At 49.7% G+C, this 26,721-nt stretch carries 23 protein-coding genes and 1 rRNA gene; 15 read left to right on the forward strand and 9 right to left on the reverse strand.

The genetic code is table 11. From position 1 onward, the window contains the following. A 5S ribosomal RNA gene (rrf, locus tag L1278_RS19220) occupies nt 1-90 on the forward strand; the annotation flags it as partial. Between the two features lie 390 nt (nt 91-480). Here the strand turns inward: rrf and aspA are convergent. The 5 genes from aspA to L1278_RS19245 form a co-directional block, all read right to left on the reverse strand. Beyond that, complete coding sequence (aspA, locus tag L1278_RS19225) at nt 481-1,890, reverse strand: aspartate ammonia-lyase (protein WP_253406645.1); 1,410 nt, start codon at nt 1,888-1,890, stop codon at nt 481-483. A gap of 25 nt (nt 1,891-1,915) precedes the next feature. Further along, nucleotides 1,916-3,100, reverse strand: coding sequence for an HRDC domain-containing protein (locus L1278_RS19230; RefSeq protein ID WP_253406646.1), 1,185 nt, complete (start codon nt 3,098-3,100; stop codon nt 1,916-1,918). Between the two features lie 130 nt (nt 3,101-3,230). Beyond that, on the reverse strand, nt 3,231-3,461 hold the full coding sequence (locus L1278_RS19235; RefSeq protein ID WP_253406647.1) for a hypothetical protein: 231 nt from the start codon (nt 3,459-3,461) through the stop codon (nt 3,231-3,233). Nucleotides 3,462-3,784: 323 nt separating this feature from the next. Next, nucleotides 3,785-5,512, reverse strand: a complete 1,728-nt coding sequence (locus L1278_RS19240; RefSeq protein ID WP_253406648.1) for a M28 family metallopeptidase — start codon at nt 5,510-5,512, stop codon at nt 3,785-3,787. Between the two features lie 77 nt (nt 5,513-5,589). After that, nucleotides 5,590-6,069: a very short patch repair endonuclease gene (locus L1278_RS19245; protein ID WP_253406649.1), complete on the reverse strand. Its 480-nt coding sequence runs from the start codon at nt 6,067-6,069 to the stop codon at nt 5,590-5,592. 275 nt (nt 6,070-6,344) lie between these two features. On the opposite strand from L1278_RS19245, the gene L1278_RS19250 reads away from it, so the two are divergent. The 5 genes from L1278_RS19250 (at nt 6,345) to L1278_RS19270 (ending at nt 13,754) form a co-directional block, all read left to right on the forward strand. Further along, nucleotides 6,345-9,101, forward strand: a complete 2,757-nt coding sequence (locus tag L1278_RS19250) for a 2-oxoglutarate dehydrogenase E1 component (protein ID WP_253406650.1) — start codon at nt 6,345-6,347, stop codon at nt 9,099-9,101. A gap of 161 nt (nt 9,102-9,262) precedes the next feature. Further along, nucleotides 9,263-10,852 (forward strand): 2-oxoglutarate dehydrogenase complex dihydrolipoyllysine-residue succinyltransferase, encoded by a 1,590-nt coding sequence (gene odhB, locus L1278_RS19255; protein WP_253406651.1) that lies wholly within the window; start codon nt 9,263-9,265, stop codon nt 10,850-10,852. A 284-nt stretch (nt 10,853-11,136) separates the two neighbouring features. Continuing rightward, a complete protein-coding gene (gene lpdA / locus L1278_RS19260; protein WP_253406652.1) occupies nt 11,137-12,540 on the forward strand; it encodes a dihydrolipoyl dehydrogenase in 1,404 nt (467 codons plus the stop codon). Nucleotides 12,541-12,679: 139 nt separating this feature from the next. Next, entirely contained in the window at nt 12,680-12,889 is a 210-nt protein-coding gene (locus tag L1278_RS19265; RefSeq protein ID WP_253406653.1) for a hypothetical protein, read from the forward strand. A gap of 85 nt (nt 12,890-12,974) precedes the next feature. Next, nucleotides 12,975-13,754 carry a pentapeptide repeat-containing protein gene (locus L1278_RS19270; protein ID WP_253406654.1) on the forward strand — a complete coding sequence of 260 codons (780 nt, stop codon included), beginning with the start codon at nt 12,975-12,977 and terminating at the stop codon, nt 13,752-13,754. Between the two features lie 4 nt (nt 13,755-13,758). On the opposite strand, the gene L1278_RS19275 is transcribed toward L1278_RS19270, so the two are convergent. Then, nucleotides 13,759-14,760, reverse strand: coding sequence for a S41 family peptidase (locus L1278_RS19275; RefSeq protein ID WP_253406655.1), 1,002 nt, complete (start codon nt 14,758-14,760; stop codon nt 13,759-13,761). A 232-nt stretch (nt 14,761-14,992) separates the two neighbouring features. Here L1278_RS19275 and L1278_RS19280 point away from each other — a divergent pair, with 232 nt between their 5' ends. Then, entirely contained in the window at nt 14,993-16,087 is a 1,095-nt protein-coding gene (locus tag L1278_RS19280) for a sensor histidine kinase (protein WP_253406656.1), read from the forward strand. Nucleotides 16,088-16,106: 19 nt separating this feature from the next. Next, entirely contained in the window at nt 16,107-16,859 is a 753-nt protein-coding gene (locus tag L1278_RS19285; RefSeq protein WP_253406657.1) for a LytTR family DNA-binding domain-containing protein, read from the forward strand. Between the two features lie 13 nt (nt 16,860-16,872). Here the strand turns inward: L1278_RS19285 and L1278_RS19290 are convergent, their stop codons facing one another. Continuing rightward, nucleotides 16,873-17,277: a hypothetical protein gene (locus L1278_RS19290; protein WP_253406658.1), complete on the reverse strand. Its 405-nt coding sequence runs from the start codon at nt 17,275-17,277 to the stop codon at nt 16,873-16,875. A gap of 463 nt (nt 17,278-17,740) precedes the next feature. Between L1278_RS19290 and L1278_RS19295 the strand changes: the two genes are divergently transcribed. The 4 genes from L1278_RS19295 to L1278_RS19310 all read left to right on the forward strand — a co-directional run bounded on the left by L1278_RS19295 (nt 17,741) and on the right by L1278_RS19310 (nt 22,473). Beyond that, nucleotides 17,741-18,460 carry an ABC transporter ATP-binding protein gene (locus L1278_RS19295; protein ID WP_253406659.1) on the forward strand — a complete coding sequence of 240 codons (720 nt, stop codon included), beginning with the start codon at nt 17,741-17,743 and terminating at the stop codon, nt 18,458-18,460. 38 nt (nt 18,461-18,498) lie between these two features. Further along, complete coding sequence (locus L1278_RS19300) at nt 18,499-19,743, forward strand: ABC transporter permease (RefSeq protein ID WP_253406660.1); 1,245 nt, start codon at nt 18,499-18,501, stop codon at nt 19,741-19,743. 340 nt (nt 19,744-20,083) lie between these two features. Next, a complete protein-coding gene (locus L1278_RS19305; RefSeq protein ID WP_253406661.1) occupies nt 20,084-21,334 on the forward strand; it encodes an ABC transporter permease in 1,251 nt (416 codons plus the stop codon). A gap of 41 nt (nt 21,335-21,375) precedes the next feature. Next, nucleotides 21,376-22,473, forward strand: coding sequence for an efflux RND transporter periplasmic adaptor subunit (locus L1278_RS19310; RefSeq protein ID WP_253406662.1), 1,098 nt, complete (start codon nt 21,376-21,378; stop codon nt 22,471-22,473). A 758-nt stretch (nt 22,474-23,231) separates the two neighbouring features. Here L1278_RS19310 and L1278_RS19315 read toward each other — a convergent pair. After that, entirely contained in the window at nt 23,232-23,822 is a 591-nt protein-coding gene (locus tag L1278_RS19315; protein WP_253406663.1) for a membrane-associated protein, read from the reverse strand. A gap of 163 nt (nt 23,823-23,985) precedes the next feature. Here L1278_RS19315 and L1278_RS19320 point away from each other — a divergent pair, with 163 nt between their 5' ends. Further along, nucleotides 23,986-24,480: a CHRD domain-containing protein gene (locus L1278_RS19320; RefSeq protein ID WP_253406664.1), complete on the forward strand. Its 495-nt coding sequence runs from the start codon at nt 23,986-23,988 to the stop codon at nt 24,478-24,480. 91 nt (nt 24,481-24,571) lie between these two features. Further along, a complete protein-coding gene (locus L1278_RS19325) occupies nt 24,572-25,051 on the forward strand; it encodes a GNAT family N-acetyltransferase (RefSeq protein ID WP_253406665.1) in 480 nt (159 codons plus the stop codon). Nucleotides 25,052-25,079: 28 nt separating this feature from the next. On the opposite strand, the gene L1278_RS19330 is transcribed toward L1278_RS19325, so the two are convergent. Continuing rightward, a complete protein-coding gene (locus L1278_RS19330; RefSeq protein WP_253406666.1) occupies nt 25,080-25,640 on the reverse strand; it encodes a DUF4864 domain-containing protein in 561 nt (186 codons plus the stop codon). Between the two features lie 139 nt (nt 25,641-25,779). On the opposite strand from L1278_RS19330, the gene L1278_RS19335 reads away from it, so the two are divergent. Further along, nucleotides 25,780-26,571 carry a phosphatase PAP2 family protein gene (locus tag L1278_RS19335; protein WP_253406667.1) on the forward strand — a complete coding sequence of 264 codons (792 nt, stop codon included), beginning with the start codon at nt 25,780-25,782 and terminating at the stop codon, nt 26,569-26,571. The last annotated feature ends 150 nt before the right edge of the window (nt 26,572-26,721 follow it).

Genomic DNA, 26,721 nt, shown 5'->3' on the forward strand with positions numbered 1-26,721 from the left:
AGCACCTCTTCCCATCCCGAACAGAGAAGTTAAGCCCGGCTGCGCCGATGGTACTGGGGTCACACCCGGGAGAGTAGGTGGCCGCCAACCCCAACTATAGACAGCCCCTGCCTCTGCACAAGAGACAGGGGCTGTCGCCGTTTATAAGAAGCTTGTAGGCATGCGCAAGGGCGCAGCAACGAAAGCAGCAGGCCGGCAAAGTCAACCACGTAGCTACCCCGCAGGGGTGGGAGCGGAAGGAAGACCCCGCCGTGGCGCTGGACGGTGAAGGATGCATTGTCTGAAGCAGTACGAAGGCGAAAAGCCCGTCGGAAGGGCTGCGCTGGCAGGTCATCTACATAGATTGAAGCAAGAGGACAGTTTATCTTCCTTACTCTAGATAGGGCTAGCTTTCACAATTATCCCATACAACAAAATTCAAGCACATAAAAAGGGGCTGTAGGTAAAACCTGCAGCCCCTTTTTATATGGTTGTCTACTTTTATAAATTGATGAACTTAGGGTGTATCAGGTTTTCCATTGAGAAAATCTCATCCCATTTGGCTTGTGTGATCAGCTTACGTTCGAGTACTGTAATCTCATGAATTGACTTCCCTGTTTTCAACGCCTCTTTGGCAATTGAAGCAGATTGCTCGTATCCTATAATCGGATTTAGTGAAGTGACAATGCCAATGCTGTTCATCACCATATTACGGCAGATCTCTACATTCGCTGTGATACCGTCAATGCACTTGCGCTGTAAGGTATAGCATGCATTCTCCAGGAAAGTCAATGAATTGAATAAGCTGTAAGCTATAACAGGTTCCATTACGTTGAGTTGTAACTGACCGGCCTCCGCAGCCATCGTAACTGTCATGTCAGCTCCAATGACGTAGTAAGCCGTTTGATTTACTACCTCAGGTATAACAGGGTTTACCTTTCCAGGCATAATAGATGAGCCTGGCTGCATGGGTGGCAGGTTGATTTCGTTCAAGCCGGCACGTGGTCCTGAAGACAGCAAGCGTAGATCATTGCATATCTTTGATACCTTTACCGCGCAGCGCTTCATCACACCCGATACCTGCACATACGCTCCTGTGTCGCAGGTTGCCTCGATCAGATCTTCGGCCAGTACAACTGGTACCCCTGCTATATCTCGTAGAATGTTTGTAACCAGTTGTGGGTAGCCTTGTGGTGCGTTAATAGAGGTGCCAATAGCTGTTGCTCCCATGTTGATCTCACAGATCAGCATTTTCACTTCATGTAAACGCTGGATGTCCTCTCGTACAGTAGTGGCGTAACCATGAAACTCTGCCCCTAGTGTCATAGGTACTGCATCTTGCAGTTGCGTACGGCCCATCTTCAGTACTTCTTTAAACTCCTCTGCTTTGCGACCAAATGACTGTTGCAAGGCCTCCAGACTTTCGATAAATGCCTGGATTTTCCAATAGAGAGCCAGCCTGAATGCCGTTGGATAAGCATCATTTGTCGATTGTGAGCAATTTACATGGTTGTTCGGATGAAGGAAATTATACATGCCTTTTGGATGACCCATATACTCCAGCCCAACATTGGCAATCACTTCATTGACGTTCATGTTCACAGAAGTACCTGCACCTCCTTGAATCATATCTGTCACAAATTGATCGAGATACTCTCCTGCTATCAGTTTATCACTCGCATAAACGATAGCATCTGTCACTTCTTTGCTCAAAATGCCGCTCTGGTGGTTGGCAAGTGCAGCTGCTTTTTTCACATAAGCAAAAGCCTTTATGAAAAGAGGCTCTTTCGAAATCGGTATACCTGTAATATGAAAGTTTTCTAGTGCGCGTAATGTCTGAATTCCATAGTAAACTTCATTGGGGATTTCTTTTTCTCCCAAAAAGTCGTGTTCAATCCTTACTTTTTCCATGCTGTTTTCTTAAAGACAAACTTATTTATTCACCTGTCTGCTGGGGAGCAGTTGAAACATGTATATTTATACCTAGGTCCTTTGCCACTTCCAATACAATGTCGCTGCCATACTTCTTAGTGCAACGCAGTTTACCGTTTTGGCTATAATCCATGATCAGACTTTGGTTAATGATCAGTTTTGAGGCGTACTCTCCATACCTTGCCATGATTTCCTGCTGCACCGCTGTCAGCAACTCCTTGCGTCGCTCGGTCTCAGGAGTGCGCAACGGCCGCTGGAAGCGATGCTCTGGGTAATCGTGGCTGATATGGTTGGCTTTGGCTGCTTCTTTAGCCTCTTGTAAAGCATCCTCCAGCATCCGCTCGTTTTTGGGCTTTTTGAGATTGCCGTGTACCCCCCTTGTATGGTTCAACCATTCGTGGATATCCGTGTTCGGATTATTGGCCAACTCTACCAAGGCTTCATTCGGAATTACAAAATGGGCTGGTTTGTTAAATTGTTGGGCCAGGTTCTCCCTGAAGGTATAGAGCCATTTGAGAAGATACTGTTGGTAATAGTTGAGGCGGTATGAATGCTTCAGTCTGAGGTGCGGATTTTCTGACTCAGTATACTTGATCTGCTCTAACAGATAGTCTTCTTCCTCGAGCCAATGCATACGACCAACCTTTTCTATTTCCTGAAGTAGCCTAGACTTTACCTTGTGCAGGTATATCACGTCGATGGCTGCATAGCGGAGCTGATCTTCTGTAAGTGGTCGCTTGTTCCAGTTACTGGATTGCTGTGATTTATCGATCTCTTTTCCAAATTCCTCTTTGAGGACAGTTGCCAGTGAAGAGCGCTCATAGTTAAGGATCTTAGCAGCCACATCTGTGTCAACTATACCTTTTATGGAGCACCCCATTTTATCGAGCAACAGAATATCGTTATTAGAGTGGTGGATGATCTTTGTAATTGCCGGGTTCTCCATCAACAGGAAAAAAGGCTTCAGATCATCAATATAAAAAGGGTCTATGATAAAGCACTTTCCTCTGCCATCAGCAATCTGGATCAGGCAGAGGTTAAAGCCATAGGTATAGCGGTTCTGATCAAACTCAAGGTCAAGGGCAAGTTCATCGCATTGCTCCAATTGCTGCACGGCCTGACGCAAATCTGCATCAGATGCCACGAGCACAATTGCCACGCCGTCTTCTTCTAAAGATAATTTTTCCATTGGCTAAATTTAAACAAGTATTAAGCCATATCCACGCCTCGTATACTATTTTTCTTTCGTAGCACACCCATACAAAAGCCCCCTTTCAGCGAACTGAAAGGGGGCTTTTTGAAAAGGGTAAGTATGTATATTACTGAATAGGTTTTTCTTCCGGGATTTCGTCTGCCACACCATCATTTATGGTAGAATCCATAACGGTAGTAGTGTCAGTATCCATGTCCATGTCTGCATCCACATCAATATCAGAAGTTTCTACTTCATCGATTTGGTCAGTTTCAGTGGCTGTGTTGTTATCGGTACCACAAGCTGTGAAAGCAAAAAAAGCGAATGCAGCGAATGCAAATTTTATTGTCTTTTTCATGATTTTCAATTTTTGTTAAACAAGTAAATTGTACTTATTTATTCGGTTTATACGGAAAGGTAACCCTTAGGATTAAATTTTTTAACAATAATCCCTGTGAATGACTTGTATTTAGTTGCTAAACAGGTATTTATGATAGTGAAAGCATTTGCATAAACAGGTATAGCCTTGATGCTATTATAGGGAGTAAGGTATGAAATATAACTTTATTTATTTGAAAGACTCCAGTAAGGTTCAGCTCTGCCGGTAACATTACCAATAGACAATAAAAATGGAGCCTTCCTGCTATTCCAGAAAGGCTCCATTTTAAATTGCCGGGGTAATTACTGAACTTCAGATAGCGACTTCTCTCGTTTGGCCCTGAATTCAGACTTTTCACGCCATGCCGGGTAAGCAGTGCCGTTTGCCACACGGTAACCCACCCGGAAATAGAGTTGCAGGTCTTCTACCGCACCATCCAGGTTCCAGTCGTCATATACCTGATCGCTTACTTTGTGGTAATGTTCGGCTGTGTACTGGTCCTGCTTTTTGGTAATGAAATCGGCGGCCTGGTCACGGGCCACTATACCTGACTTGGCATATAGAGCAGGCACACCTTGCTTGGCAAACTCAAAGTGGTCGGAGCGATAGAAAGAGCCCTTCTCAGGAGATGCCTCCGGAACGATCCGGCGGTTTTGCGTGCGTGCTTCTTCTGCCAGTATATCCTCCAGATCAGAGTTTCCATACCCAATCACGATCACATCTTCAGTCGGATGGTAAGGGTTGAGAACATCCATGTTAATATTCGCCAGGGTTTTGGTGAGCGGGTATAGCGGGTTAGAGGCATAGTACTTGGACCCCAGCAACCCCTTCTCCTCAGCGGTTACGGCCAGAAACAGAATAGAGCGCTTCGGCTTCTCGGGTAGTTGAGTAAAGGCTTTCGCCAGTTCAATGAGGCCAGCCGTACCGCTGGCATTGTCCATGGCGCCGTTGTAGATCTGGTCGCCCTGCAGCTTCTCATCTTTGCCCAGATGGTCCCAGTGCGCTGTGTATACCACATACTCGTTTTTCAACTCCGGGTCGGATCCCTCCAGTTTGGCAATCACGTTCTGCGACTCTACTTCGCGCAACTGATTTTTGATCTTGAAGTTAGCCTTCGCATTCAGTGGCACAGGCTTAAAGCCTTTTTGAGCAGCAGCGCTCTTCAGCTTTCCAAAGTTATTGCCAGAGGCCGTAAACAATTCGCGGGCCTTGTCTTCCGTTATCCAAGACTCTACCGCGAGGCGGTCCATGTTTTTGCCCGGGTTGCTGATATCGAAGTTTTCGCGGCTCCAGCTTCCTGATATCACTTCGTAAGGATAGCCTGCCGGACCGGTTTCGTGGATGATGATGGCAGCGGCGGCGCCCTTCTCGGCAGCTATCTCATATTTGTAGGTCCAGCGACCATAGTAGGTCATGGCTTTTCCGCCAAACATGGTGCTGTCCAGCTGCTCCGGGTTGTTCGGGCTAGGTATAGGCGGATCGTTGATGAGCATTACGATCGTCTTGCCTTTTACATCCACTCCTTTGTAATCGTCCCAACCATACTCGGGTGCTACGATGCCATAACCCACAAATACCAGATCCGAATTGTTGACGTTCACATCCTGCACATAGCGGCGCGACACCGCTACGTAATCATCCGGAAAAGAAAGGTTGACGGTTTTGCCACCTGCCGTAAAGTTTGCCTGAGGCTGTGCCGTAAAGCCAAACATGGGGACCTTCTGCACGAAAGTGCCATTTGGGTTGCCAGGCTGTAGGCCCAACTCCTTAAACTCGCGGGTCAGGTAGTTCACGGTAGAGTCCTCGCCGGCAGTACCGGGGCTACGGCCTTCGAACTCATCCGAAGCAAGCACCTTAATGTGCTGCAGCAAGTCATTGGCGTTAATAGTCTGTTGAGCGGGAAGCAGGCCAGTCGTGTCGCTGGCAACTGCGGTGCGGTCGTTGTCGCTGTCCGCTACCTCCCTGGCGTTTTCGTTACAGCCAAAAGCCAGCAGACTGAGCACAGCCAGACCGATCATATCTTTTTTCATAGGGTTAAATGGGTATGTTAAGGTACTGAAGATAATACTTTTATTCACACCGATAGTTACGCCCGTCTGGATTTCGATCAGGCGGCTATTTCCCAACTGGCAGGAACACCCCGGTGCAGCGTTTTGATAAGATCGAGGCAGGAGGCAGGGTTTAGGTACAGCTGGCACTCCCATATAACGACCCGTTGCCAGCCAGCTTCCCGGTATAGCGTTTTGTAGCGTTCGTCGCGCAACTGGTTATTGGTAAACTTTTCCTCCCAGAATCGTAGGTTTGATTTGGGAAATGCCGGTTGGCAATAAGGGCAGCGATGCCAGAAGCAGCCGTGCACGAAAATAGCCAGTCGTCGGCCAGGAAAACAAATGTCGGGTTTGCCCGGTGCCTTGTGCCAGTGTATTCTGTAGCCGCGAAGGCCGTTATGCCAGAGTGCGCGTCTGAGCAAGAGTTCGGGCTTCGTGTCACGGCTTTTGTTGCCGCGCATATACCTGCTTACCTTCTCACGTGCTGTGAGTGGTGCAGGATTCGCTTTATATTTTTTGACTTTCTTTCTGACGGTCAATTCCGCAGGGGTATGTTCTTCATTCGAACAAATAGTGGCTTATGAAAGTGCAGAATAGTGGCAGGATTCAATTTTATGGCGTGAAAGCAGGATACTAGGTAAAAAAATCAGGCTATTACGGGAATGTACTTTCTATGATCCAGCCCTATATATAAATAATATATTTGATAGCATTGTGCTGATTTACAACCACATTTGCTTATGCGAATGCATAAAGTTTGATTTGTTATAAATACTCCTAACTTTGCCTTTACACACAGCCGTAAACATTAGTTATGGATAAATATACCTATATCGCAAATGCGCACGGAGCCTACATTGATGAGCTGTACAAAGCTTATCAACAGGATCCGGAGTCAGTTGACTTTGGATGGCGCAAATTCTTCGAAGGCTTTGATTTCTCGACAGCCTATAACGAAAACGGTCATGAGGTGGATGGTGCCCCAGCAGCCGCCCCGGCTAAAGGCACTTCAGCCGGCTTATCAGATAAAGAAGTAGCTGTTCGCAACTTTATATATGCCTACCGCACTCGCGGCCACCTGCGTTCCAAAACCAACCCGGTGCGCGAGCGCAAAGACCGCAAAGCCCTGCTGGACCTGAAAGACTTCGGTCTGTCAGAAGCTGACCTGGACACTGTGTTCCAGGTAGGTGAAGTGATCGGTATCGGACCTGCTAAGCTGCGCGACATTGTAGCGACGGTGCAGCAAATTTACGAAGGTCCGATTGGCTTCGAGTACATGTACATCCGCAACCCGGAGGTGCTCCAGTGGTTGCAGAACAAAATAGAGAAGGAATTCCCGGCCTTCAACCCAGGTATAGAATACAAAAAGCGCATTCTTTCTAAACTGAATGAGGCGGTTGTATTCGAGAACTTCCTGCACACAAAATTCTTGGGCCAGAAGCGCTTCTCACTGGAAGGTGGCGAAACGACTATACCTGCTCTGGATGCCATCATCGACAAGGCCTCTGATCTGGGCGCCAAAGAAGTGGTGATAGGTATGGCGCACCGTGGTCGCCTGAACGTGCTGGCCAACATCATGGGCAAGACTTACGAGCAGATTTTCTCGGAGTTTGAAGGCACTGCTACACCAGACCTGACCATGGGCGATGGTGACGTGAAGTATCACATGGGCTTCTCTTCGGAGGTGGTGACCCCTACATCAGGCAACACGGTTAATCTGAAACTGGCACCAAACCCATCGCATCTGGAAGCGGTGAACCCTGTAGTGGAAGGTTTCGTGCGTGCCAAGATTGATTGCATGTACGAGCGCGATCCGAAGCAGATCGTGCCTATCCTGATCCATGGCGACGCCGCATTGGCCGGACAAGGTATAGTGTACGAGGTAACGCAAATGGCGAAGCTGAAAGGCTACCAGACAGGCGGTACCATTCACTTTGTAATCAACAACCAGGTAGGCTTTACGACTGACTTCGAAGACGCCCGCTCTTCTATTTACTGCACGGATGTGGCGAAAATTATCGACGCGCCAGTACTGCACGTAAATGGCGACGATCCGGAAGCAGTGGTATTTGCCGTGCGTCTGGCCACCGAGTACCGTCAGAAGTTCGGCAACGACATCTTCATCGACATGGTGTGCTACCGCCGTCATGGCCATAACGAGGCAGACGAACCGAAATTCACGCAGCCACATCTGTACAACCTGATTTCGAAGCACCCGAACCCACGTGAAGTATATAACAAGAACCTGATCGCCCGTGGCGATATCAATGCGGAACTTGCGCAGTCGATGGACAAGGAGTTCCGTCAGATGCTGCAGGACCGCCTGGATATGGTGAAGCAAAAGCCCCTTCCTTACAATTACCAGCAGATGGAAAAGGAATGGCAAACACTGCGCCGCTCCAATCCGGAAGACTTTAATCAGTCGCCTGAAACAGGTATAGCTCCTGAAGTGGTGGAACGTGTGGGCAAAGCGCTGTCGACGGTGCCACAGGGCTTCAAGCCACTCAAACAAATCGAGAAGTTGCTAAAAGAGCGCAACGAGATGTTCTTCGAGACCCGCCAGCTGAACTGGGCGGCTGCCGAGTTGCTGGCTTACGGCTCTTTGCTGGCAGAAGGTAAGATTGTGCGCCTGAGCGGACAGGATGTGCAACGCGGTACATTCTCGCACCGCCATGCCGTGCTCCGCGACGCTAACACAAGTGCTCCTTATAACAGCCTGAATTATATACAGGACGAGCAGCGCCAATTGGAAATCTACAACTCCCTGCTGTCAGAGTATGGCGTGCTGGGCTTTGAGTTTGGCTACGCGATGGCCAACCCGAGCGCACTCGTTATCTGGGAAGCGCAGTTTGGTGACTTCGCCAACGGTGCGCAGGTGATGATCGATCAGTTTGTGGCCGCTACGGAGTCTAAGTGGCAGCGTATGAACGGGGTGGTGATGCTGTTGCCGCACGGTTATGAAGGCCAGGGGCCGGAGCACTCCAATGCCCGTCCTGAGCGTTTCCTGCAGCTAGCTGCTGAGTACAACATGTTTGTGACCAACATCACAACACCAGCCAACTTCTTCCACTTCCTGCGTCGTCAGCTCGCATTGCCATTCCGCAAGCCGGCCATCAACATGGCTCCGAAATCATTGCTGCGTCACCCGAGTGTGGTATCCCCTATAGAGGAATTCACAAAGGGAGGCTTCAGAGAGGTAATCGGTGATGGCTACGCATCGGCCAAGTCAGTTAAGAAAGTACTCTTGTGTACTGGTAAGGTATACTTCGACCTGCTGGAAGAGCAGCAGAAGAACAAGCGCAAGGATGTGGCTATTATCCGTATGGAGCAGCTAGCACCGTTCCCGAAAGTGCAGTTGGAGGCTGAACTGAGCAAGTATAAGGGCGCTAAGGTATACTGGGTGCAGGAAGAACCGGAAAACATGGGTGGCTGGATGTATGTGCTGCGTGTGATGCGCAATGGCGTGGAAGACCTGGTAGCCCGTAAGCCAAGTGCTTCTCCTGCAACAGGGTATAATAAAATTCACGGCAAGGAGCAAGCGGAGCTGATTGAAAGAGCATTCGCGATATAATTAGTAATGACGAATGAATAATGAGTAGGTAATAATGATGAATGAAGTTTGATGAGTGAATAGAAATTATGCATTTGTCATTTCCCATTAATCATTATTCATTCGTCATTAATCATTAGTCTCTCGTAATTCAAAACTGTAATTCATAATTGATAGAAAATATGAGCTTAGAAGTTAAAGTGCCTACCGTAGGTGAGTCCATCACTGAGGTGACCATAGCCCAGTGGCTAAAGAAAGACGGCGACCGGGTGGAGATGGATGAGGTGATTGCGGAGCTTGAATCTGACAAAGCCACATTCGAACTGCCAGCAGAAGCCGCAGGCATTTTACGCATCGTTGCGCAGGAAGGTGATACCATTGAAATTGGTGCCACCATATGCCGCATCGAGCAAAATGGCGAATCCGGTGGCGCTCCTGCTGCCCCAGCCGCTAAACAGGAAACTGCAGCACCAACTGCAACTGCCGCAGCTCCGTCTGCACAAGAGTCCGCTCCGGCCGCTGCACAGGGTGCTGGTGAAACCAAAGAAATGCGCGTGCCAACAGTAGGCGAGTCTATTACAGAAGTAACGATTGCCAGCTGGTTGAAGAACGACGGCGACCATGTAGAAATGGACGAGGTAATTGCCGAATTGGAATCAGATAAGGCGACTTTTGAATTGCCAGCCGAGGCTGCGGGTACACTGCAAATCGTAGCCCAGCAAGGTGACACAGTAGAGATCGGTGGATTGCTTTGCCGTATTGTACAGGGTGCAGGTGCAAGCACTGCGAAACCAGCCGCTCAGCCAAGCGCTCCAGCTGCACAACAGGCATCACAGCCAGCCGCTGCTGCTCCATCTGGTGCCCAGACGTATGCTTCCGGCACACCATCACCGGCTGCCGGTAAGATTCTTTCTGAGAAAGGCATCAACCCAGCTGATGTGCAAGGTACAGGCCGCGACGGTCGCATTACGAAAGAAGATGCGATGGGTGCTCAGTCAAGACCTGCTGCACAGCCTGCAGCTGCTCCGGCTGCCAAGCAGGAGACTGCCGCCGCACCAGCTGCGTCAGGTGATCGCAACCAGCGCCGTGAGAAAATGAGCTCGCTGCGCAAAACAGTTGCCCGTCGTCTGGTGCAGGTGAAGAACGAAACGGCTATGCTGACGACCTTCAACGAGGTGGACATGAAGCCGATCATGGACATCCGTGCCAAGTATAAAGACAAGTTCAAGGAGAAGCACGAGGTAGGTCTTGGTTTCATGTCTTTCTTCACGAAGGCTTGTACCGTAGCCCTGCAGGAGTGGCCAGCTGTGAATGCACAGATCGATGGCAACGATATGATCTTCAATGATTTTGTGGATGTGTCTATCGCTGTTTCTTCACCAAAAGGTCTGGTAGTGCCTGTTATCCGCAACGCGGAAAGTCTGACACTGGATGGCATCGAGAAAGAAGTAATTCGTCTGGCTAAGAAAGCACGCGACGGGAAACTTTCAATTGAGGAGATGACAGGCGGTACCTTCACCATCACCAACGGTGGTGTGTTCGGTTCCATGATGTCTACACCGATCATCAACGCGCCGCAGTCAGCCATTCTGGGTATGCACAACATCGTGCAGCGCCCGGTAGCCGTGGATGGACAAGTGGAGATCCGCCCGATGATGTACCTGGCGCTCTCTTACGATCACCGCATCATCGACGGCCGTGAGTCGGTTAGCTTCCTGGTTCGAGTTAAAGAACTGTTGGAAGATCCGATGAGATTGCTTCTTGGCGTATAAATTATTGAGATAAGGAAGGAGGGGTAAGCGTTAAAGTTTGCTCCTCCTTTTTATTGGGCTCTGACAGAACGTATACCCACCCCTGTCCCTCTAAGGAGAGGAATTTGGAACGGTTGTCATCCCCCTGCCCCCTTCAAAGGGGGACAATCATGCAAGAGTGTTCCCCTCCTGTTTTTAGGAGGGGTTAGGGGAGGTAAAATTCCCCTCTTGGCAAGGGCAGGTTTATCATTAGCAAGGAAATCAAAACGAAACGAGAGGTATACCTCTCCCTAAAATATAAACAGATGAAATACGATGTTACCGTAATCGGTTCTGGTCCTGGCGGGTATGTGGCAGCGATACGCTGCGCGCAGCTGGGCCTGAAAACCGCTATTATAGAAAAGTATAACGTACTGGGTGGTACCTGCCTGAACGTGGGCTGTATACCTTCCAAAGCACTGCTTGATTCATCGGAGCATTACCACAATGCGGCGCATACCTTTAAGGAGCACGGCATTGAGCTGAATGACCTGCAGGTGAACATCGAGCAGATGATCAACCGTAAAGCGGGCGTGGTGAAGTCGAATAACGACGGCATCGCCTTCCTGATGAAGAAAAACAAGATCGACACCTACTATGGTCTGGGTTCATTCGTGAACAAGAACACCATCAAAATAGCAGGTATAGACGGTCAGGAGCAGCAGATCGAGACAGACAAAACCATCATCGCAACGGGCTCTAAGCCTACTTCGCTGCCATTCCTGCCAATCGACAAGAAGCGCATCATCACCTCTACGGAAGCTTTGGAATTGAAAGAGGTGCCGAAGAAAATGATCGTGATTGGTGGCGGCGTGATTGGTCTGGAGCTGGGTTCTGTGTATGCTCGCCTGGGTACCAAAGTACAGGTGGTGGAGTACATGGACTCGATTATCCCGACCATGGACCGTGCGTTGGGCAAAGAACTGCAGCGTGTGTTGAAGAAAACACTGGGCTTCGAGTTCTTCTTCAACCACAAAGTAACCGGCGCCACCAACGAAGGTGAAACGGTAACCGTGACGGCCGAGAATCCGAAAGGTGAAGTAGTTACGTTTGATGGCGACTATGTGCTGGTGTCAGTGGGACGCAAGCCTTATACCGAAGGACTGGGTCTGGAGAATGCCGGTGTGCAGATGGGTGAACGCGGTATGATTGCCGTAAATGATCATCTAGAAACCAACGTGCCGGGCATCTACGCGATCGGTGATGTGGTGCGTGGCGCGATGCTGGCCCACAAAGCTGAAGAAGAAGGCGTGTTCGTGGCAGAGACCATCGTGGGCCAAAAGCCGCACATCAACTACAACCTGATCCCAGGTGTGGTGTATACCTGGCCGGAAGTGGCGGGCGTAGGCTATACCGAAGAGCAGCTGAAAGAGCAGGGCCGTGCGTACAAAACCGGTTCGTTCCCGTTCAAAGCCTCTGGTCGAGCCAAAGCGTCGATGGACACAGACGGTTTTGTGAAGGTGCTGGCTGACAAGGAGACTGACGAGATACTGGGTATGCACATGATCGGTCCGCGTATTGCTGACCTGATTGCGGAGGCAGTAGTGGCGATGGAATTCCGTGCTTCGGCAGAGGACATTTCCCGTATGAGCCATGCGCACCCAACGTATACGGAAGCCATCAAAGAGGCTTGCCTGGCCGCAACGGAAAATCGCGCTCTGCATATCTAATTAAGAATTATATATTGAAGCATGAACAGCATTACTCGAAAAGAGTGGTGCTGTTTTGTTTTATAACTATATAGCGATGATAAACCTATTGTGAGGTTTTACGTTGTATTAAAACATGAAACTCTAAGCCTAGATAGCTATGAACGAGCCGCAACCATCTTTCGACAAAGCATTGAAAATCATGATAGGGCTCGGTATCCTGCTGCCATTTTTGGTCGCGAGTTATACCTGCCAGATCATCAGTTCCGGCCTGTTGGAAAAGGGCATGCTGTTCGGCCCCGTTTTCATTTTAGCCTTCCTTATCTATTGGATCGTAGTCCGCACTATTGTGCAGTTCCTGGAAGAATAAAAACATAGCCAGGCAACCTTACGCGTACTTGCTTCATCTAGAAGGTATAAGCTGATATTCCATCCAAAACTTATACCTTAAAACCATGAAAAAATCATTGCTATTCCTAATGCTGTTGGCTGTGCCCTTCCTTACCTGGGCGCAAACACAAGTAAATGCCTCAGAAATCATCACTAAGATAAACCGTGGCGAAGCTGTGACTTATAAAGATGCTGTGATCGTGGGAGTGCTGGACTTGACGCGTCTGGACAACATGCTCCTCGAGAAAAAGGCTGACAATAAGAATAGTACGAATGAGTATATCAGCACCGTAAAAGTACCCCTGACTTTTGTGAACTGCACCTTCAAAGATGATGTGCTGGCTTACTACAATCCGGATAACGAGGACATAAAGATTCTTAACAGGAAAAACGAAGTGTATAACACCAATTTTGACAAAGCAGTCCGCTTCGAGAACTGTGTGTTCGAAGGATACAGCGCTTTCAAGTACTCGAAGTTCAATGACGATGTATCGTTTGCAGGCAGCAATTTCCGGCACGAGGCAAACTTCAAGTATAGTAAGTTTTCGAAATCAGCCGATTACAGTAATACGAAATTTGATGAAGAGGCCAACTTCAAGTATGTGGCATTCCCTGAGGCGACAAGTTTCGGGAATGCTTCTTTCAAAAGAGAGGCTAACTTCAAATACGCCAAGTTCAGTGGAGACGCTGACTTCAAGGCGGCAGACTTCAGAGGCCTGGCCAACTTCAAGTACACCAAAGTAGCCAACAACATGAACCTGCAAAGAGCCATGTTTAGAGGCGATGAGGACTTTAAGTATACAAAAGTCAATAACCGGATGGTCTTTAGCCGAACTGCCAACTAACTGATTACTTCTTCGGGTTCTTGAGGAATTTGATTGCTGTCTCCAGGTATAGGGTATTGTTGCTGTCTTCGTCGTCGGTGAGGGGGAGTGCTATGTCAGGGGCAACACTTCTGCCGTATACCTTGCCGTTCCTGTCAGTGGCTTTAGTGGTGGTCAGGTTTAGCCAGGCACCGTCAGACAAAATAAAGGGCTGGTTGCTGGTGGTAAGGCCCAGGGTATTAGTGCCGATCAGTTTGGTGTTTTTTCTGCCGACAAAAGAAATAGCTGTGAACTCTCCTGAACTGCTGGTGGCTTTGCTTACCAGCACCGCAACGGGCAGGTTACGCTTCTTTACTGTATAAGGCTTTGCGATGGTGTGCTCCAGGCTGTCTGTCAGGCCTGTGATGGTGCCGTTCTTATACGTCTCGTAACTCGGCTTGCCGTCAGAATCAGTATAGCCTATCCAATTGCCATTACCTAAAATCGGGAGTAAGCCTGCCATGGTTGGCTCAAAGTTACCGCCTTGGTTGTTGCGCAGGTCTATGATCCAGCCTTTAGGCTTCAGAGCATCCAGGGCTTTAATGATGCTTTGCAGAGAATCGGTGAAAGCAAGTTGCTCTTCATTCAGGAAGGCGGCGAATCCCGGAATAGTGATCATGGCATATTTCCCCTCCACCATGCGCCCGGAAGGCATGGGTAGTTTCTGAGAGGTCGCCTCCTCATAGCTGTACTTCGAAAGTATTTCTATCACCTCGGCTCCATACAAACCACTGTGTCCGTCACCCAACCGCTTCAGCGCTTTTTGGATAACCGGGTAGGTGGCTCTTATTGTCGTAGCGGTTTTCGCGTCTTCCAGTGTTTTGGCATAAAGCTTTTCCCAGTCTGTCGTGTGCTTTTTCAGGGAATTCTGCTTCATGATATCCAGCGTCTGCACCACATAGGTCTGGATGGAATCGGGCAGAGCCTGTGCAAAGGAAAGTTGTGCTGAAGCAAGGAAAACAAGAAGGAGGATGAACGGCTTTTTCATAAGGCTAGTGTTATGCTTTAGATCAGTGTGTTTGTTTCGTTTAACTGATGCAAACATAATAGCTCCCAAACGAAGGCAACGACAGTAATACAGCAACCGGCCATTTCAATTGACGAACCTGTTTTCGGCTACATGAACTGCTTCGTGCGCCAGGTATAACAGTTGGTAAAGGAAATTTGGCGGTTGCTGTATTTTACGCGTTATGTTCTGATCAATTCATTTATTTTTAGGGATGAATAAGAAGAAGATCATCCTGTTTCACTGCCTGTTCTGGTTTTTTGATTTCTTCAAAGACACGATCTACGGCTTCCAGTACTACTACTTTTATGACGCTCAGTATACCCTGTCGTCGCTCTACAAAACCACGGCCGTCGACTTTGTGCGCACCCTGCTGACGGCGGCACTGTTTTACGCCAACGCCCTGGTGCTGGTGCCTCGTTTTTTTGGCAAAGGCAGGTATGGGATTTATGCACTGAGTGTGCTGGCACTGCTGGTAGCCTTCACTCCGGTGCACTACTTGCTGGAACTCGTCTTGCTTAAGTACTTTAACTGGGCAACGTATGGCAGGGAGATCACCATGGTCTGGATCTTTCAGAGTGTGTTACGGGGTAGCCTGATGTATATTCTGCTAGGTATAGCCTATGGCTACGTAGTGGATTACTTTAAAACACAGGAAGAGAAAAAGGAGCTGGAGAAGGCCAAAATGGCAACCGAGCTGGCATTTCTGAAATCGCAGATCAACCCGCATTTCCTTTTCAACACCATCAACGACATCTACTCGCTCACTTACCAGAAATCTGATCTGGCCCCGGAGGCGCTGCTCAAACTATCGGCCCTGCTGCGCTACATGCTCCGCGAAAGTGAAGAAGACAAGGTGCTGCTCTCTAAGGAAGTGGAATACCTGGAGGATGTGATAGACTTGCAGCGCATCGGTTTGAAGGGCCACGCATTTATTGAATTTGAGAAAGAGGGTGCTACAGACCAGAAGCTGATATCGCCGCTGGTGCTGATCGCCTTTGTGGAGAATGCCTTTAAACACGGCATATGTGATGACCCAAACCATCCGATATACATCAATCTGGCTGTGAAAGGAGATACTTTATTATTTAGGGTGCTGAACCGGAAGAACAGGGATCAGAAAGATAAAACAGGAGGTATAGGGCTGGTGAATGTGCTTCGTCGGCTCGAGCTGCTATACCCGCACTGCCATACCCTGGAAATTACAGACGAGCCGCATACCTTTGAAGTGGAACTGACACTGCAATTAGAAGCCATGAAGCCAACTAAACCTAAAGAGCCTAAAGCTATACCTGCCGGAGCCTATTAAGCCTGAAATGAACAACCAAATGAAGAAAATACGCTGCCTTGTAGTAGACGATAAGCCCCTTGCCCTGGACATCCTGACGGATTATATCCAAAAGATCGACTTTCTGGAATGTGTAGCCAGCACCACCAGCGCATTGGAGGCATTAAAGCTGGTAGAGCGGGAGCAGATAGACCTGATCTTCCTGGACATTCAAATGCCCGAGCTGACAGGTATACAGGTCATGAAAATCATTGGCGACAGGTGCCGCGTCATCCTGACGACCGCCTATACCGAGTATGCGCTGGAGGGCTATGAACACAATGTGGTGGATTATCTGCTCAAACCTATTGCTTTCGATAGGTTTTACAAAGCCGCGCAGAAAGCGCGACAACAGCTGGACTCAAGTCTCCCATCTGTCGTTGCTATACCTGCACTGCATCCACAGGAAAGAGTCACAGAGAAGAGTATCAGAGATTTCATTTTCGTAAAGACGGAATATAAGATCGTGAAAATAAGGCTGGATGATATTCTGTATGTGGAGGGGCTGCAGAATTACGTGTCTATCTACACCCGCACAGAGCGCATCCTGTCGCTCCGTAACATTAAAAAAATGCAGGAACAGTTGCCTGCGCAGCAGTTTGTGCGGGTACACAAGTCCTACATCGTTTCACTCGACAAAATCGACTCTATTGAGCGGAGCCGCATCTTTATAGGGGAGGCTGTTATACCTGTTGGCGAAACCTTCAAAGATAACTTCATGGAATTGATCGAAAATGTCCAAGGCAGGGAATAGAGAGTAGAAGCGTTTAGTTCTGCAACAGCTTTAGTAAATTCCCTAAGCCTCCATCAGGCAAATAAGCAGGTATAGGAGCCAGCCCAAGCCACTGGGTACGCACCTGGTTAACCAGCGCCAAACTCAGTGGTTGTTCATACCTTCGAATCGCTATTTGCACTGCCACAGCTGTTTTGAGGGTGTTTGCCTTCACCCTGATCGTATACTGGCTATACCTGGCCGGGTGAAGATGCACGTGCCTTCCTTCGACTACGCCCCAACGCAGCACCCACTTGCTCCCGTCAGACAATGTGATTAACCCATAGTTTGACTCCTTATCTGATAGGTATAGCCGGTAAGCTTCTGGGGTAAGGATGTTATGCTTTTGCAGGTATAGGATGGTTTCATCAGCAATCTGTCGGGCGAATAACTCACCCAAGTATAGGTCGAGTTGCGAGCTGCCTATTGTCTTGAGCTGTGCCCTCAGAAAAGAATCCTCTGCCTCTACATTCTTTTAAATGAACTGCCGGATATACCCTAAGTGATGCTTCAAAGGATGAAAGAGGATAGGCTGGGGCAGGTCCGAATATCGCATAGCTTTTCTACGCAGGTGAGGTATAGCAAGTAAATTATTTTCCAGCGCAGGCAACCTATCCCCTCCGTATTTCATCTTTATCATGTACCAAGCAAAATAGTGAGGTATTGTGTTTCGTTTTAACTTAAATAAGAGCTTTTGAGCTAAAATTGTTTCGGGAGGATGATAACCGACTGATAGACAAACTATACCTGTCAGTCGGTACAAATCTCCTGTAGGTATAGTATTTGGGAAACTTAGCCCTATATAGAGCACTTTGTAAAGCAAATACCAGTAATTTATTTGCCATCATTTTGGACTGCCGCCTATGATACAGCTGGAAAATATACACAAATACTACGCGGTAGGGCATAACAAACTGCATGTGCTCAAAGGCATCGATATGCACATAGAGGAGGGTGAACTGGTGTCCATCATGGGCTCCTCCGGCTCCGGAAAATCTACACTGCTCAACATCCTCGGCATCCTCGACGACTACGACAGCGGCAGCTATACCCTGGCAGGCACACCCATTCGAAACCTGTCGGCTGCAAAGGCGGCTTATTACCGCAATAAGTTTCTGGGCTTTGTGTTCCAGTCCTTCAACCTACTCTCTTTCAAAAACGCGATGGAGAACGTGGCCCTGCCGCTCTACTACCAGAACGTGGGACGCAAGCAGCGCAACAAACTCGCACTGGAGTACCTCGATAGGGTGGGCCTGAAAGACTGGGCAGAGCACTCCCCCAACGAAATGTCAGGTGGTCAGAAACAGCGGGTAGCCATCGCCAGAGCGCTTATCTCGCAACCCAAACTCATCCTGGCCGACGAACCGACCGGCGCCCTCGACACGCAGACTTCCTACGACGTAATGGACATTTTCAAGGATGTGAACAGCAAGGGGATGACCGTGGTGATCGTGACGCACGAGAACGACATTGCTGCCCAGACCCACCGTGTCATCCGGCTCAAGGACGGTCTGATCGTGAACAGCGACCAACACGCCGAAGAGGCCGTACTGGCAGCAGAGGCGGTAGCAGCGAAAAGCTAAGGTATACGCACAACAATTAACAACCAGCAATCCAAATCATGTTCGACCTCGACAAATGGCAGGAGATACTCGGGACGATGCAGAAGAACAAGCTGCGTACGTTCCTGACCGCCTTTGGCGTGTTCTGGGGCATCTTTATGCTGGTTTTGTTGCTGGGCGCCGGCAAAGGGCTGGAGAATGGGGTATACAACCGTTTTGGTGCCGGAGCCAAGAACAGCATCTATGTATGGACCGGCAAGACGGCGCTGGCCCACCAGGGCATGTCGCCGGGTCGCGAGATAAAGTTTACGAACGAGGATCTGGTATCTGTTAACCGCGACGTGCAGAATGTGCAGCTACTGGCACCGCGCAACCGGGTAATGGGCGAGTATACCATTAACTACAAAACGCAGAACGGTTCTTTCCAGGTGTTTGGTGCCGAGCCTGATTTCCTGAAACTGAACGGGGAGATTCCTTTCCGTGGACGCCTGCTCAATGAGTACGACGAGCGCGAGAAACGTAAAGTAGTAGTGCTGGGTGAACAGGCAAGCAAGGTGCTGTTCGGGGAAGCCGATCCGGTGGGCGAGTACGTCAACATCAAAGGGATACACTTTAAAGTAGTGGGCACTTTTAAGATGCGCGGCAATAACAGCAGTCGTCGCGAAGAGCGGGCTTACATCCCCTTCTCGACCCTGCAGGCCGCCTTTAACCAGCCCAACCAGGTGCAGATGATGGCATTGGTGGCCGAACCCGGTGTGAGTGCCAAAGACATGGAGGGCCGACTCCGCAATTTGCTGGCCGAGCGGCATAAGTTCTCCAGCGAAGACAAAATGGCCATCGGGGTAGAAAACACAGAGGCAGAATTTTTGAAAGTGATGGGTCTATTCAACGGCATCAAGATATTTGTGTGGATAGTAGGTATAGGCACCCTGATTGCCGGCATCGTGGGCGTGAGCAACATCATGCTGATCATCGTGAAGGAGCGCACCCGCGAGATAGGCGTGCGCAAAGCCTTAGGTGCAACGCCCTTCTCCATCGTCAGCCTGATCCTGCAGGAATCAGTGGTGATCACGGCCTTTTCGGGCTACCTGGGCTTACTGGCAGGAACCGGTGTGCTCGCAGGTCTGGAGTATCTGATGGAATCGTCGGGGGCGGAGGCGCCTTTCTTCGCTAGTCCCGAAGTGGACCCCGGTGTGGCGCTGGCCGCCACTTTGATCCTGGTGATTTCCGGCGCCCTGGCCGGCTTGATGCCAGCATTGAAAGCCGCAAGGATTAAACCAATAGAGGCGCTGAGGGCAAGTTGATTTTTGAATGAGTAATTGAGTGAGGGAATTTGCGAGTTAGTGTTTGAGCGATTTTTATTTTTGATTTAACAAGTAGTTAATTGAAGATAAAACTACTGAATCGAATGGTCTTTCATTTTAGATGAATTGTGAGCACGATAATTACTTATAGCCACGACCCAATCATTAACCCAACAACCTAAAACATTAAACTGAAAATCAACCAAACGGATACTCACTACAGGCTTAATAATTCAATCAAAAAGAAATAAACATTCACTCAACCACTCATTCACTCATTCAAAAACTAAAAACCTCACTAACTCACTCAACCACTCCATCACTCCATCAAAACTAAAGCATGATCGACATTGATAAATGGACCGAGATTTATAACACCGTAAAGAAGCACAAGCTGCGTACGGCGCTGACGGCTTTTGGGGTGTTCTGGGGCATTTTTATGTTGGTGTTGTTGCTGGGCGCTGGTAAAGGGCTGGAGAAAGGGATAACCTCTGAATTCAATGTGGCTAAGAATGCCGTGTTTGTGTGGACGCAGCGCACTAGTGTGCCCTACATGGGGCTGAAGGCGGGGCGTTTTATCCAAATGACCAACGACGACATAGACGCCATCCGTGCCTTTGTGCCGGAGGTGGGGGTGATCGCGCCGAGTAACCAACTACAAGGCAGCTTCTCGGTGGTATACGGTACCAAAAGCTCGGCTTTTACCGTGAATGGCGAAACACCGGAAGTGCTGCAGGTGAAGCCAACCAATGTGGTGAGTGGCCGCTTTATCAACCAGAAAGATATAGTGGAGCGCCGCAAAGTAGCCGTGGTAGGGCCGCGGACTTTGGAGTTGCTATTTGCAGAAGGGGTAGACCCGATCGGCAAGTACATCAGCATCAAAGGCATTTACTTTCAGGTGGTGGGCACATTTAAGCCGCTTGGCAAGGACGAAGACGTGGTGCAGGACGCCCAGACCATTTACATACCGAACACCACCTTGCAGCAGGCTTTCAACCAGCCCAATCAGGTGAATTTCTTTGCCATGACGCCAAAGTCAGGTATACCTGCTGCGGTGGTGGAGGAGAAAGTGAAAGCCCTGTTAATGAAGCGGCACAAAGTGGCCCCGACAGATCTGAAAGCTTTCGGATCAGCGAACGTGGAAAAAGAGTTTCAGGATGTGCAGGGGCTCTTCGCAGGTATAGCGGGTTTTAGTTGGCTGGTGAGCATCGGGACCATCGTGGCCGGTATCATCGGGGTGGGCAACATCATGCTGATCGTGGTGAAGGAGCGGACCAAGGAGATCGGTATACGCAAGGCCCTCGGCGCTACGCCCCTGTCCATCGTGAGCCTGATCATACAGGAATCCATCGTGATTACGGGCTTTGCGGGCTACATCGGTTTGCTGGCCGGCACCGGGCTTATCGCGGCCGTTGAAGGCTTTATGGTAGACAACAACGTGCAGGCAGGCTTTTTCGGGCCGCCCGAGGTGAACCCGGCCGTAGCCGTCACCGCAACGGTGCTACTGGTAGTGGCCGGTGCCTTGGCCGGGCTTATACCTGCCACCAAGGCCGCCCGCGTGAATCCGGTAGTCGCCCTGCAGGAGGAGTAATAGGAACGTCGAATCAACAAGATTATAATTGAACAACTACTATGAAAAAGGTTTTTATCGGACTGTTCGTGATCGTTATGCTGGCCTTGTCTGTTTGGCTGGGCCGCTACTTCTACAACAAGGCCAACACCGATCCGATCGTGTATAAAACAGAAGAGCCCTTTGAGACAGACATCGTTAAAAAAACGGTGGCCACGGGCTCTATCGTGCCCCGCAAAGAGGTGGAGGTGAAGTCGCAGGTGTCGGGCATTGTGGAGGAACTCTACGTGGAGGCCGGGCAGATTGTGAAGCAGGGGCAGCTGCTGGCCAAGATCAAGATCGTGCCCAACATCGTGAACGTGAACAATGCCCAGAACACGCTGGAAACCGCCCGCATCAATTTCGACGAAGCCAAGCGCGAACTGGCCCGCTATCAGCAACTCTACGACCAGAAAGTGATCGCCGAGCAGGAATTCAGAAGGTATAAGGCAGACCACGACCTGAAGCGCGAAGCGTTGCAATCGGCGGAGAGTAACCTACAGTTGGTGCGCGAAGGCGCCTCGAAGCGCAGCGGACAGGCTTCGAACCTGGTGTACTCCACCATCGACGGCATGCTACTGGACGTACCGGTGAAAGTGGGTACCTCTATCATCGAGCGCAACAACTTCAACGAAGGCACCTCTATCGCCACCGTGGCCGACATGCGCAGCCTGATTTTTGAGGGCAAGATCGACGAGTCGGAGGTGGGCAAGCTGAAGGAGAACATGGACCTGTTGCTGACCATTGGTGCCATCGAAGGCCGCGTGTTCAATGCCAAACTCGAGTACATCGCCCCGAAAGGCGTGCTGGAAGAGGGTTCCATCAAATTCCCGATCCGCGCCAAGGTACTGCTCGACGAGAAGGACTTCATCCGGGCAGGGTATAGCGCCAACGCCGACATCGTGCTCGACAAACGCGAGAAAGTAATGGCGGTGAAAGAGAGTTTGCTCAAGTTCGAGAAAGACAAGTCGTTTGTAGAAGTGGAAACCGCTCCGCAGGTATTTGAGAAGCGCGAAGTGAAAACCGGTTTGTCGGATGGCATTAACATCGAGGTGGTATCCGGGTTGAAGACATCTGAGAAAGTGAAGGTGCCGGATGCGAATGCGACGCAAAGTATTTAATTGTTTTGTTTAAGGTGAGAGAAAAGAGCGGGCTTAGCCCGCTCTTTTTATGCCTGCTCCAGTAGTTGCCCTGCTATTCATACTGGAGGTATAGCGAAGCTAATGGTGCGAGCATCTACGCTCGTGTCTACTATAGTGGGGCCTCTGGCTCAGGTATAGGTATAGCTCGCGGTATAACTATACCTATTGGCGTAGCTTCAGCCTATCTATACCTTAACCTATATTGTTTTATAGCTTCGCCTGTGCGGCGGGCACCTACTTTTTTTCTTGATAAAAAAAGTAGGCAAAAAAATCAAGATTCCCCAAACTCGCTGACCGCTCAAACAGTGGGTAATCATTTTGTGCACCAGGCTAAAGTGATTTATTCCATAGCTTCGGGGGCAAGTTAGTCTTGCTATACCAGCCAGTGGTCATGTGCTTCGAGGCTAGTAGTAGTCACAGGCTCCCCGCCTGGGGGTAGGGGCCTCTTAAAGGATAAGGAGGGGCAGGGGTGGTTGGACCCGGTATTGCAAATGAACTGCTGTAGCTACACACCTATACCTGACAATTAAACAGGGACAGAAAATCCCCTCTCGGGAGGGGCAGGGGTGGGTTAAATCAGTAGCAACCCAAACTGCAGAAACCACGAAGCTATACCTGAGAGATGGTAACGCCTAAAAATCCCTCCTCAGAAGGAGACAAGGGGATGACAATCGTGCACATCTCCTTTTCTTCAGTTGAATTAGCTCCCCCCTGTTTTTAGAGGAAAGTCCTGCCACTCAGTTAAACAACCACTGCAGCGCAAAATGCGAAGGCAGGTAGATACAGATCGGGAAAAACAACATAGCCAGTGCAAAGTACAGTCCTTTAGGTATAGCCTGCTGCGGTTCGCTGCCAAAGCCGAATACCCAGTTCACGTTCTCTCTAGGGTCGGTGAGGAAATAGCTGAGCGGCAGCACGACCCAGGCCAGTGCCGTTTGGTACCAGATGGCGCGGGTATCGTAACCCCATTCTATCAACAGCCAGATTACGATGGCCGGCAGAAAGACGTGGAACAGCGACAGCCCCCGCAGAAACAGGCTCTTATCCGGATGAAACATGTAATTGCTCAGCCCCAACAGCTCCCTGCCAGTGAGCAGCCGCCCGAAGTAGTCTACGTTCCAGACAAGCTCCAGCCCCAACACGCCCACCGCCATCATGCTCAGCAAAAGGTGATTCTCCGTCCAAAGCACAATGCCAACCGAGAACAGCGCCACATCTGAAAACCACAGGAAATTGCCCGGTCCATAGTGTTTCCAGTATACCTGCACCAATACCAGCAGAAACAAGGTATAGCTTATCGGCAACCAGAGCGGAATGGTATCAGGCATGAAAACAGTAGCGTTTGATCGATCATCTTATACCTGACTTAGCTGCGAAAGGATAGAAAGAGTCGGGGTGAAGCGCCAAATTATACCTAAGGCTTAACCATTGACTGTCAGACAAGTAAAACATTATAAGAGATTGATTTATAATAATTTAAAATGTTGGCTTATGAAACGTGAGGATATAAGTGTCAGGAGGGCAGTGGTTTATTTTTTGGTATTGCTGAGCGGTTTTGCCTACGCCTGCGACGACGATAATGAGGACGACTTACTCGAAAGTGAGGTTGCCTTCACAAATGTGGAGCTGTCCGGTGACAACGAGGTGCCAGCCGTTACCACAAGTGGATCGGGATCACTCACCGCGACCTACGACCGGAGTACTCGGATATTGACGTATAACTTTAGCTGGACACTCGGCAACGCAGCTGACAACACAGTAGGCATACACTTCCATGGTCCGGCTCTGGCCACCGAGAGTGCTCCTGTCGTGATACCGATCGAAAACCACCCCACGAGCTATACCGGTTCAGTGACAGGCACGACGCGGGCGTTAACCCAAAACGAAGAAGAGCAGTTAATCGATGGCAAGTGGTACCTGAACATACATAGCACCACTTACCCGAACGGCGAGTTGCGCGGGCAATTGCTGCGTGGTGAGAACTAAGGAGGTGCCAATGTGGTGAAGTGCTTTTATGAACGCCCATTTGACAATAAGGCAGGTATAGGTGTACCTTTGCATTAAATCAGAATACTTTATGCAATTGGCTACTACCGAGGCGACCGTCCAGATACTTGACTTTGAACCGCAGCATGCCGGCGATTTCCGGGCTCTCAACGAGGAGTGGATCACGCGCTTTTTTGTGATGGAAGAGGCTGACCATAAATCGCTGGGCAATCCGCAAAGCTACATCATCGACAAGGGCGGGCATATTCTGATGGCCAGCTACCAGGGCGAGATCGTAGGTACCTGTGCATTGATTAATGATGGCAACGGCGTGTATGAGCTGGCCAAGATGGCGGTGACCCCTAAAGCGCAGGGCCTGAAGATCGGAAAGCTCTTAGGCGAGGCAGCCATCCGGAAAGCCCGGGAAGTCGGTGCCCGCATGATATACCTGGTGTCCAACCGCAGGCTCGACACGGCCCTGAACCTGTATCGTCGACTGGGCTTTGTGGAAGTGCCGATGCCGCCGAGCATTTACGAACGAGCCGACATCAAAATGGAGTTGCCTTTGTAAGGAAGGTATAGGGATAGAGGTATAGCCTTTAGATCAGGCTGGATTGGCTGTTTACATCCTGGCGGGCAACACCCACTGTCATCCAGCAACCTTTGTACATGCCCTTTCGCTGCTTGGCCAGTATGAATAAATAGGGCACTTGCTCCCCACTCGCCCCCTTGATGACCACGAGCTGGTAGGCCGTGTTGTCTGTTATCACCATCTTCCCGGTTTTGTATGAAACGAAGTTGAGCATGGGGCTGTAGGCTGGGTCACGCACCATCATCCGGAAGTGGTTGAGTGGCCCCAGACTTACCCGGCTGGTTGGCGATGAGAAATTGAAAACCGTGATGATACCGCTATCCGTCATGTCGTTTCGTTGAAGGGCATGGAGCTGTATCTTGATGACTTCGCGGGGAGAAAGTGCAGTAGAGGGCTTCAGAAACCGGGCTTTTGAGTTCATAACCGTCCTGGCTTCGTCCGAGGTGTAGCGTATATTATCTTCCGCACTCATCTCGGGCATAGCCGGAAACTGTACCCACAGCAACACCAGCAATACGACCCCTACACCGAGCAGGAGTTTGTCGTATATGTTTTCAAACCCTCTCATGTTCAATATGTACTTTATATAGGGCTAATAAGTTGTTAATAAAACATTTTGCCATGTGAACGGATATTTTTTTCGGGTAAAGGCTCGTGCGCATCTATCAAATTGAGAAGATTGCGTATAAAAATTGGATTTTTACTTTATGCGCCATTTTCTGACATACCTCTTCCTCTCGATTCGCAGCTGGCTGGCAAAGCAGCCACTCGTGCAGCGCTTTTACCGGCGGTTTCCGGGGCTCTCCGGTTTCCTGCTGCGGCGTTTCGATACCACTACTTTTGTTGGGTTGCCCCTCACTATTCTGGTGATGGTCATAGGAGTCAATGCTGCGCTGCTCTCCGAGCTTGCCGAAGATGTTATCGAATCAGAGGGGGTGGTGCATGTCGACAGAACGTTTACTAGCTTCCTCTATAGCATGCGCAGCGAGTGGCTGAGCCAGACCTTCTATGCCCTCACCCAACTGGGTACCCGGGAGGCCGTGTTTGCCGTTGGTGGTCTGGCCTCTATCGTATTTTTATACAACCGGCGCTATACAGCGGTGCTGGCTTTTTGGCTGACCATGGCAGGTACGGGACTTTCGGTGCAGTATGGCAAGAAGTTTATCAGCCGTGACCGGCCCACTGAAGTGGCTTTCTACCCGGAGCATAATTTTTCTTTCCCGAGCGGACACGCCACTACCAGCATGGCGCTTTGGGGGATACTGGCCTATTTCGGATACCGCCACCTGTACCGGAGACGCTCGCGCATCGTCGTGCTGGCCGGAGCCGGAGCATTGATTTTACTGATAGGTTTCAGCCGAATATACCTGGGGGTGCACTTTCTCTCGGATGTACTGGCGGGCTTTCTGCTGGGCGCCATGTGGGTGCTGCTGGGAATCAGCATTGTGGAGGTGATGGGCTACCTCAGGGCCCGCAAAAAGCTACAGGCCTCTCCCTAGTATATAGCCCTTATGCTATCTCTTTGGCGGCTTCTGCGTACAACACCTGACGCATACAACTAAGGCTTCGTTGGGTACGGAGTGCCGACAATGAAGCCGTGGTTGCACTAACCGTGCGACCCGTTATGGGTTTTAAGTCGGAAGAGGCTG

The organism is Pontibacter sp. HSC-36F09 (assembly GCF_024171605.1).
GTDB lineage: Bacteria > Bacteroidota > Bacteroidia > Cytophagales > Hymenobacteraceae > Pontibacter.

Excerpts from the sequence above, each read along its gene's own strand:
- lpdA (WP_253406652.1), top strand. The coding sequence starts at position 11,137 with ATGAAATACGATGTTACCGTAATCGGTTCTGGTCCTGGCGGGTATGTG.
- L1278_RS19270 (WP_253406654.1), top strand. The coding sequence starts at position 12,975 with ATGAAAAAATCATTGCTATTCCTAATGCTGTTGGCTGTGCCCTTCCTT.
- L1278_RS19325 (WP_253406665.1), top strand. The coding sequence starts at position 24,572 with ATGCAATTGGCTACTACCGAGGCGACCGTCCAGATACTTGACTTTGAA.
- L1278_RS19330 (WP_253406666.1), bottom strand. The coding sequence starts at position 25,640 with ATGAGAGGGTTTGAAAACATATACGACAAACTCCTGCTCGGTGTAGGG.
- aspA (WP_253406645.1), bottom strand. The coding sequence starts at position 1,890 with ATGGAAAAAGTAAGGATTGAACACGACTTTTTGGGAGAAAAAGAAATC.
- L1278_RS19305 (WP_253406661.1), top strand. The coding sequence starts at position 20,084 with ATGATCGACATTGATAAATGGACCGAGATTTATAACACCGTAAAGAAG.
- L1278_RS19285 (WP_253406657.1), top strand. The coding sequence starts at position 16,107 with ATGAAGAAAATACGCTGCCTTGTAGTAGACGATAAGCCCCTTGCCCTG.
- odhB (WP_253406651.1), top strand. The coding sequence starts at position 9,263 with ATGAGCTTAGAAGTTAAAGTGCCTACCGTAGGTGAGTCCATCACTGAG.
- L1278_RS19235 (WP_253406647.1), bottom strand. The coding sequence starts at position 3,461 with ATGAAAAAGACAATAAAATTTGCATTCGCTGCATTCGCTTTTTTTGCT.
- L1278_RS19240 (WP_253406648.1), bottom strand. The coding sequence starts at position 5,512 with ATGAAAAAAGATATGATCGGTCTGGCTGTGCTCAGTCTGCTGGCTTTT.
- L1278_RS19275 (WP_253406655.1), bottom strand. The coding sequence starts at position 14,760 with ATGAAAAAGCCGTTCATCCTCCTTCTTGTTTTCCTTGCTTCAGCACAA.
- L1278_RS19335 (WP_253406667.1), top strand. The coding sequence starts at position 25,780 with ATGCGCCATTTTCTGACATACCTCTTCCTCTCGATTCGCAGCTGGCTG.
- L1278_RS19230 (WP_253406646.1), bottom strand. The coding sequence starts at position 3,100 with ATGGAAAAATTATCTTTAGAAGAAGACGGCGTGGCAATTGTGCTCGTG.
- L1278_RS19300 (WP_253406660.1), top strand. The coding sequence starts at position 18,499 with ATGTTCGACCTCGACAAATGGCAGGAGATACTCGGGACGATGCAGAAG.
- L1278_RS19295 (WP_253406659.1), top strand. The coding sequence starts at position 17,741 with ATGATACAGCTGGAAAATATACACAAATACTACGCGGTAGGGCATAAC.
- L1278_RS19310 (WP_253406662.1), top strand. The coding sequence starts at position 21,376 with ATGAAAAAGGTTTTTATCGGACTGTTCGTGATCGTTATGCTGGCCTTG.
- L1278_RS19280 (WP_253406656.1), top strand. The coding sequence starts at position 14,993 with ATGAATAAGAAGAAGATCATCCTGTTTCACTGCCTGTTCTGGTTTTTT.
- L1278_RS19315 (WP_253406663.1), bottom strand. The coding sequence starts at position 23,822 with ATGCCTGATACCATTCCGCTCTGGTTGCCGATAAGCTATACCTTGTTT.
- L1278_RS19250 (WP_253406650.1), top strand. The coding sequence starts at position 6,345 with ATGGATAAATATACCTATATCGCAAATGCGCACGGAGCCTACATTGAT.
- L1278_RS19265 (WP_253406653.1), top strand. The coding sequence starts at position 12,680 with ATGAACGAGCCGCAACCATCTTTCGACAAAGCATTGAAAATCATGATA.
- L1278_RS19320 (WP_253406664.1), top strand. The coding sequence starts at position 23,986 with ATGAAACGTGAGGATATAAGTGTCAGGAGGGCAGTGGTTTATTTTTTG.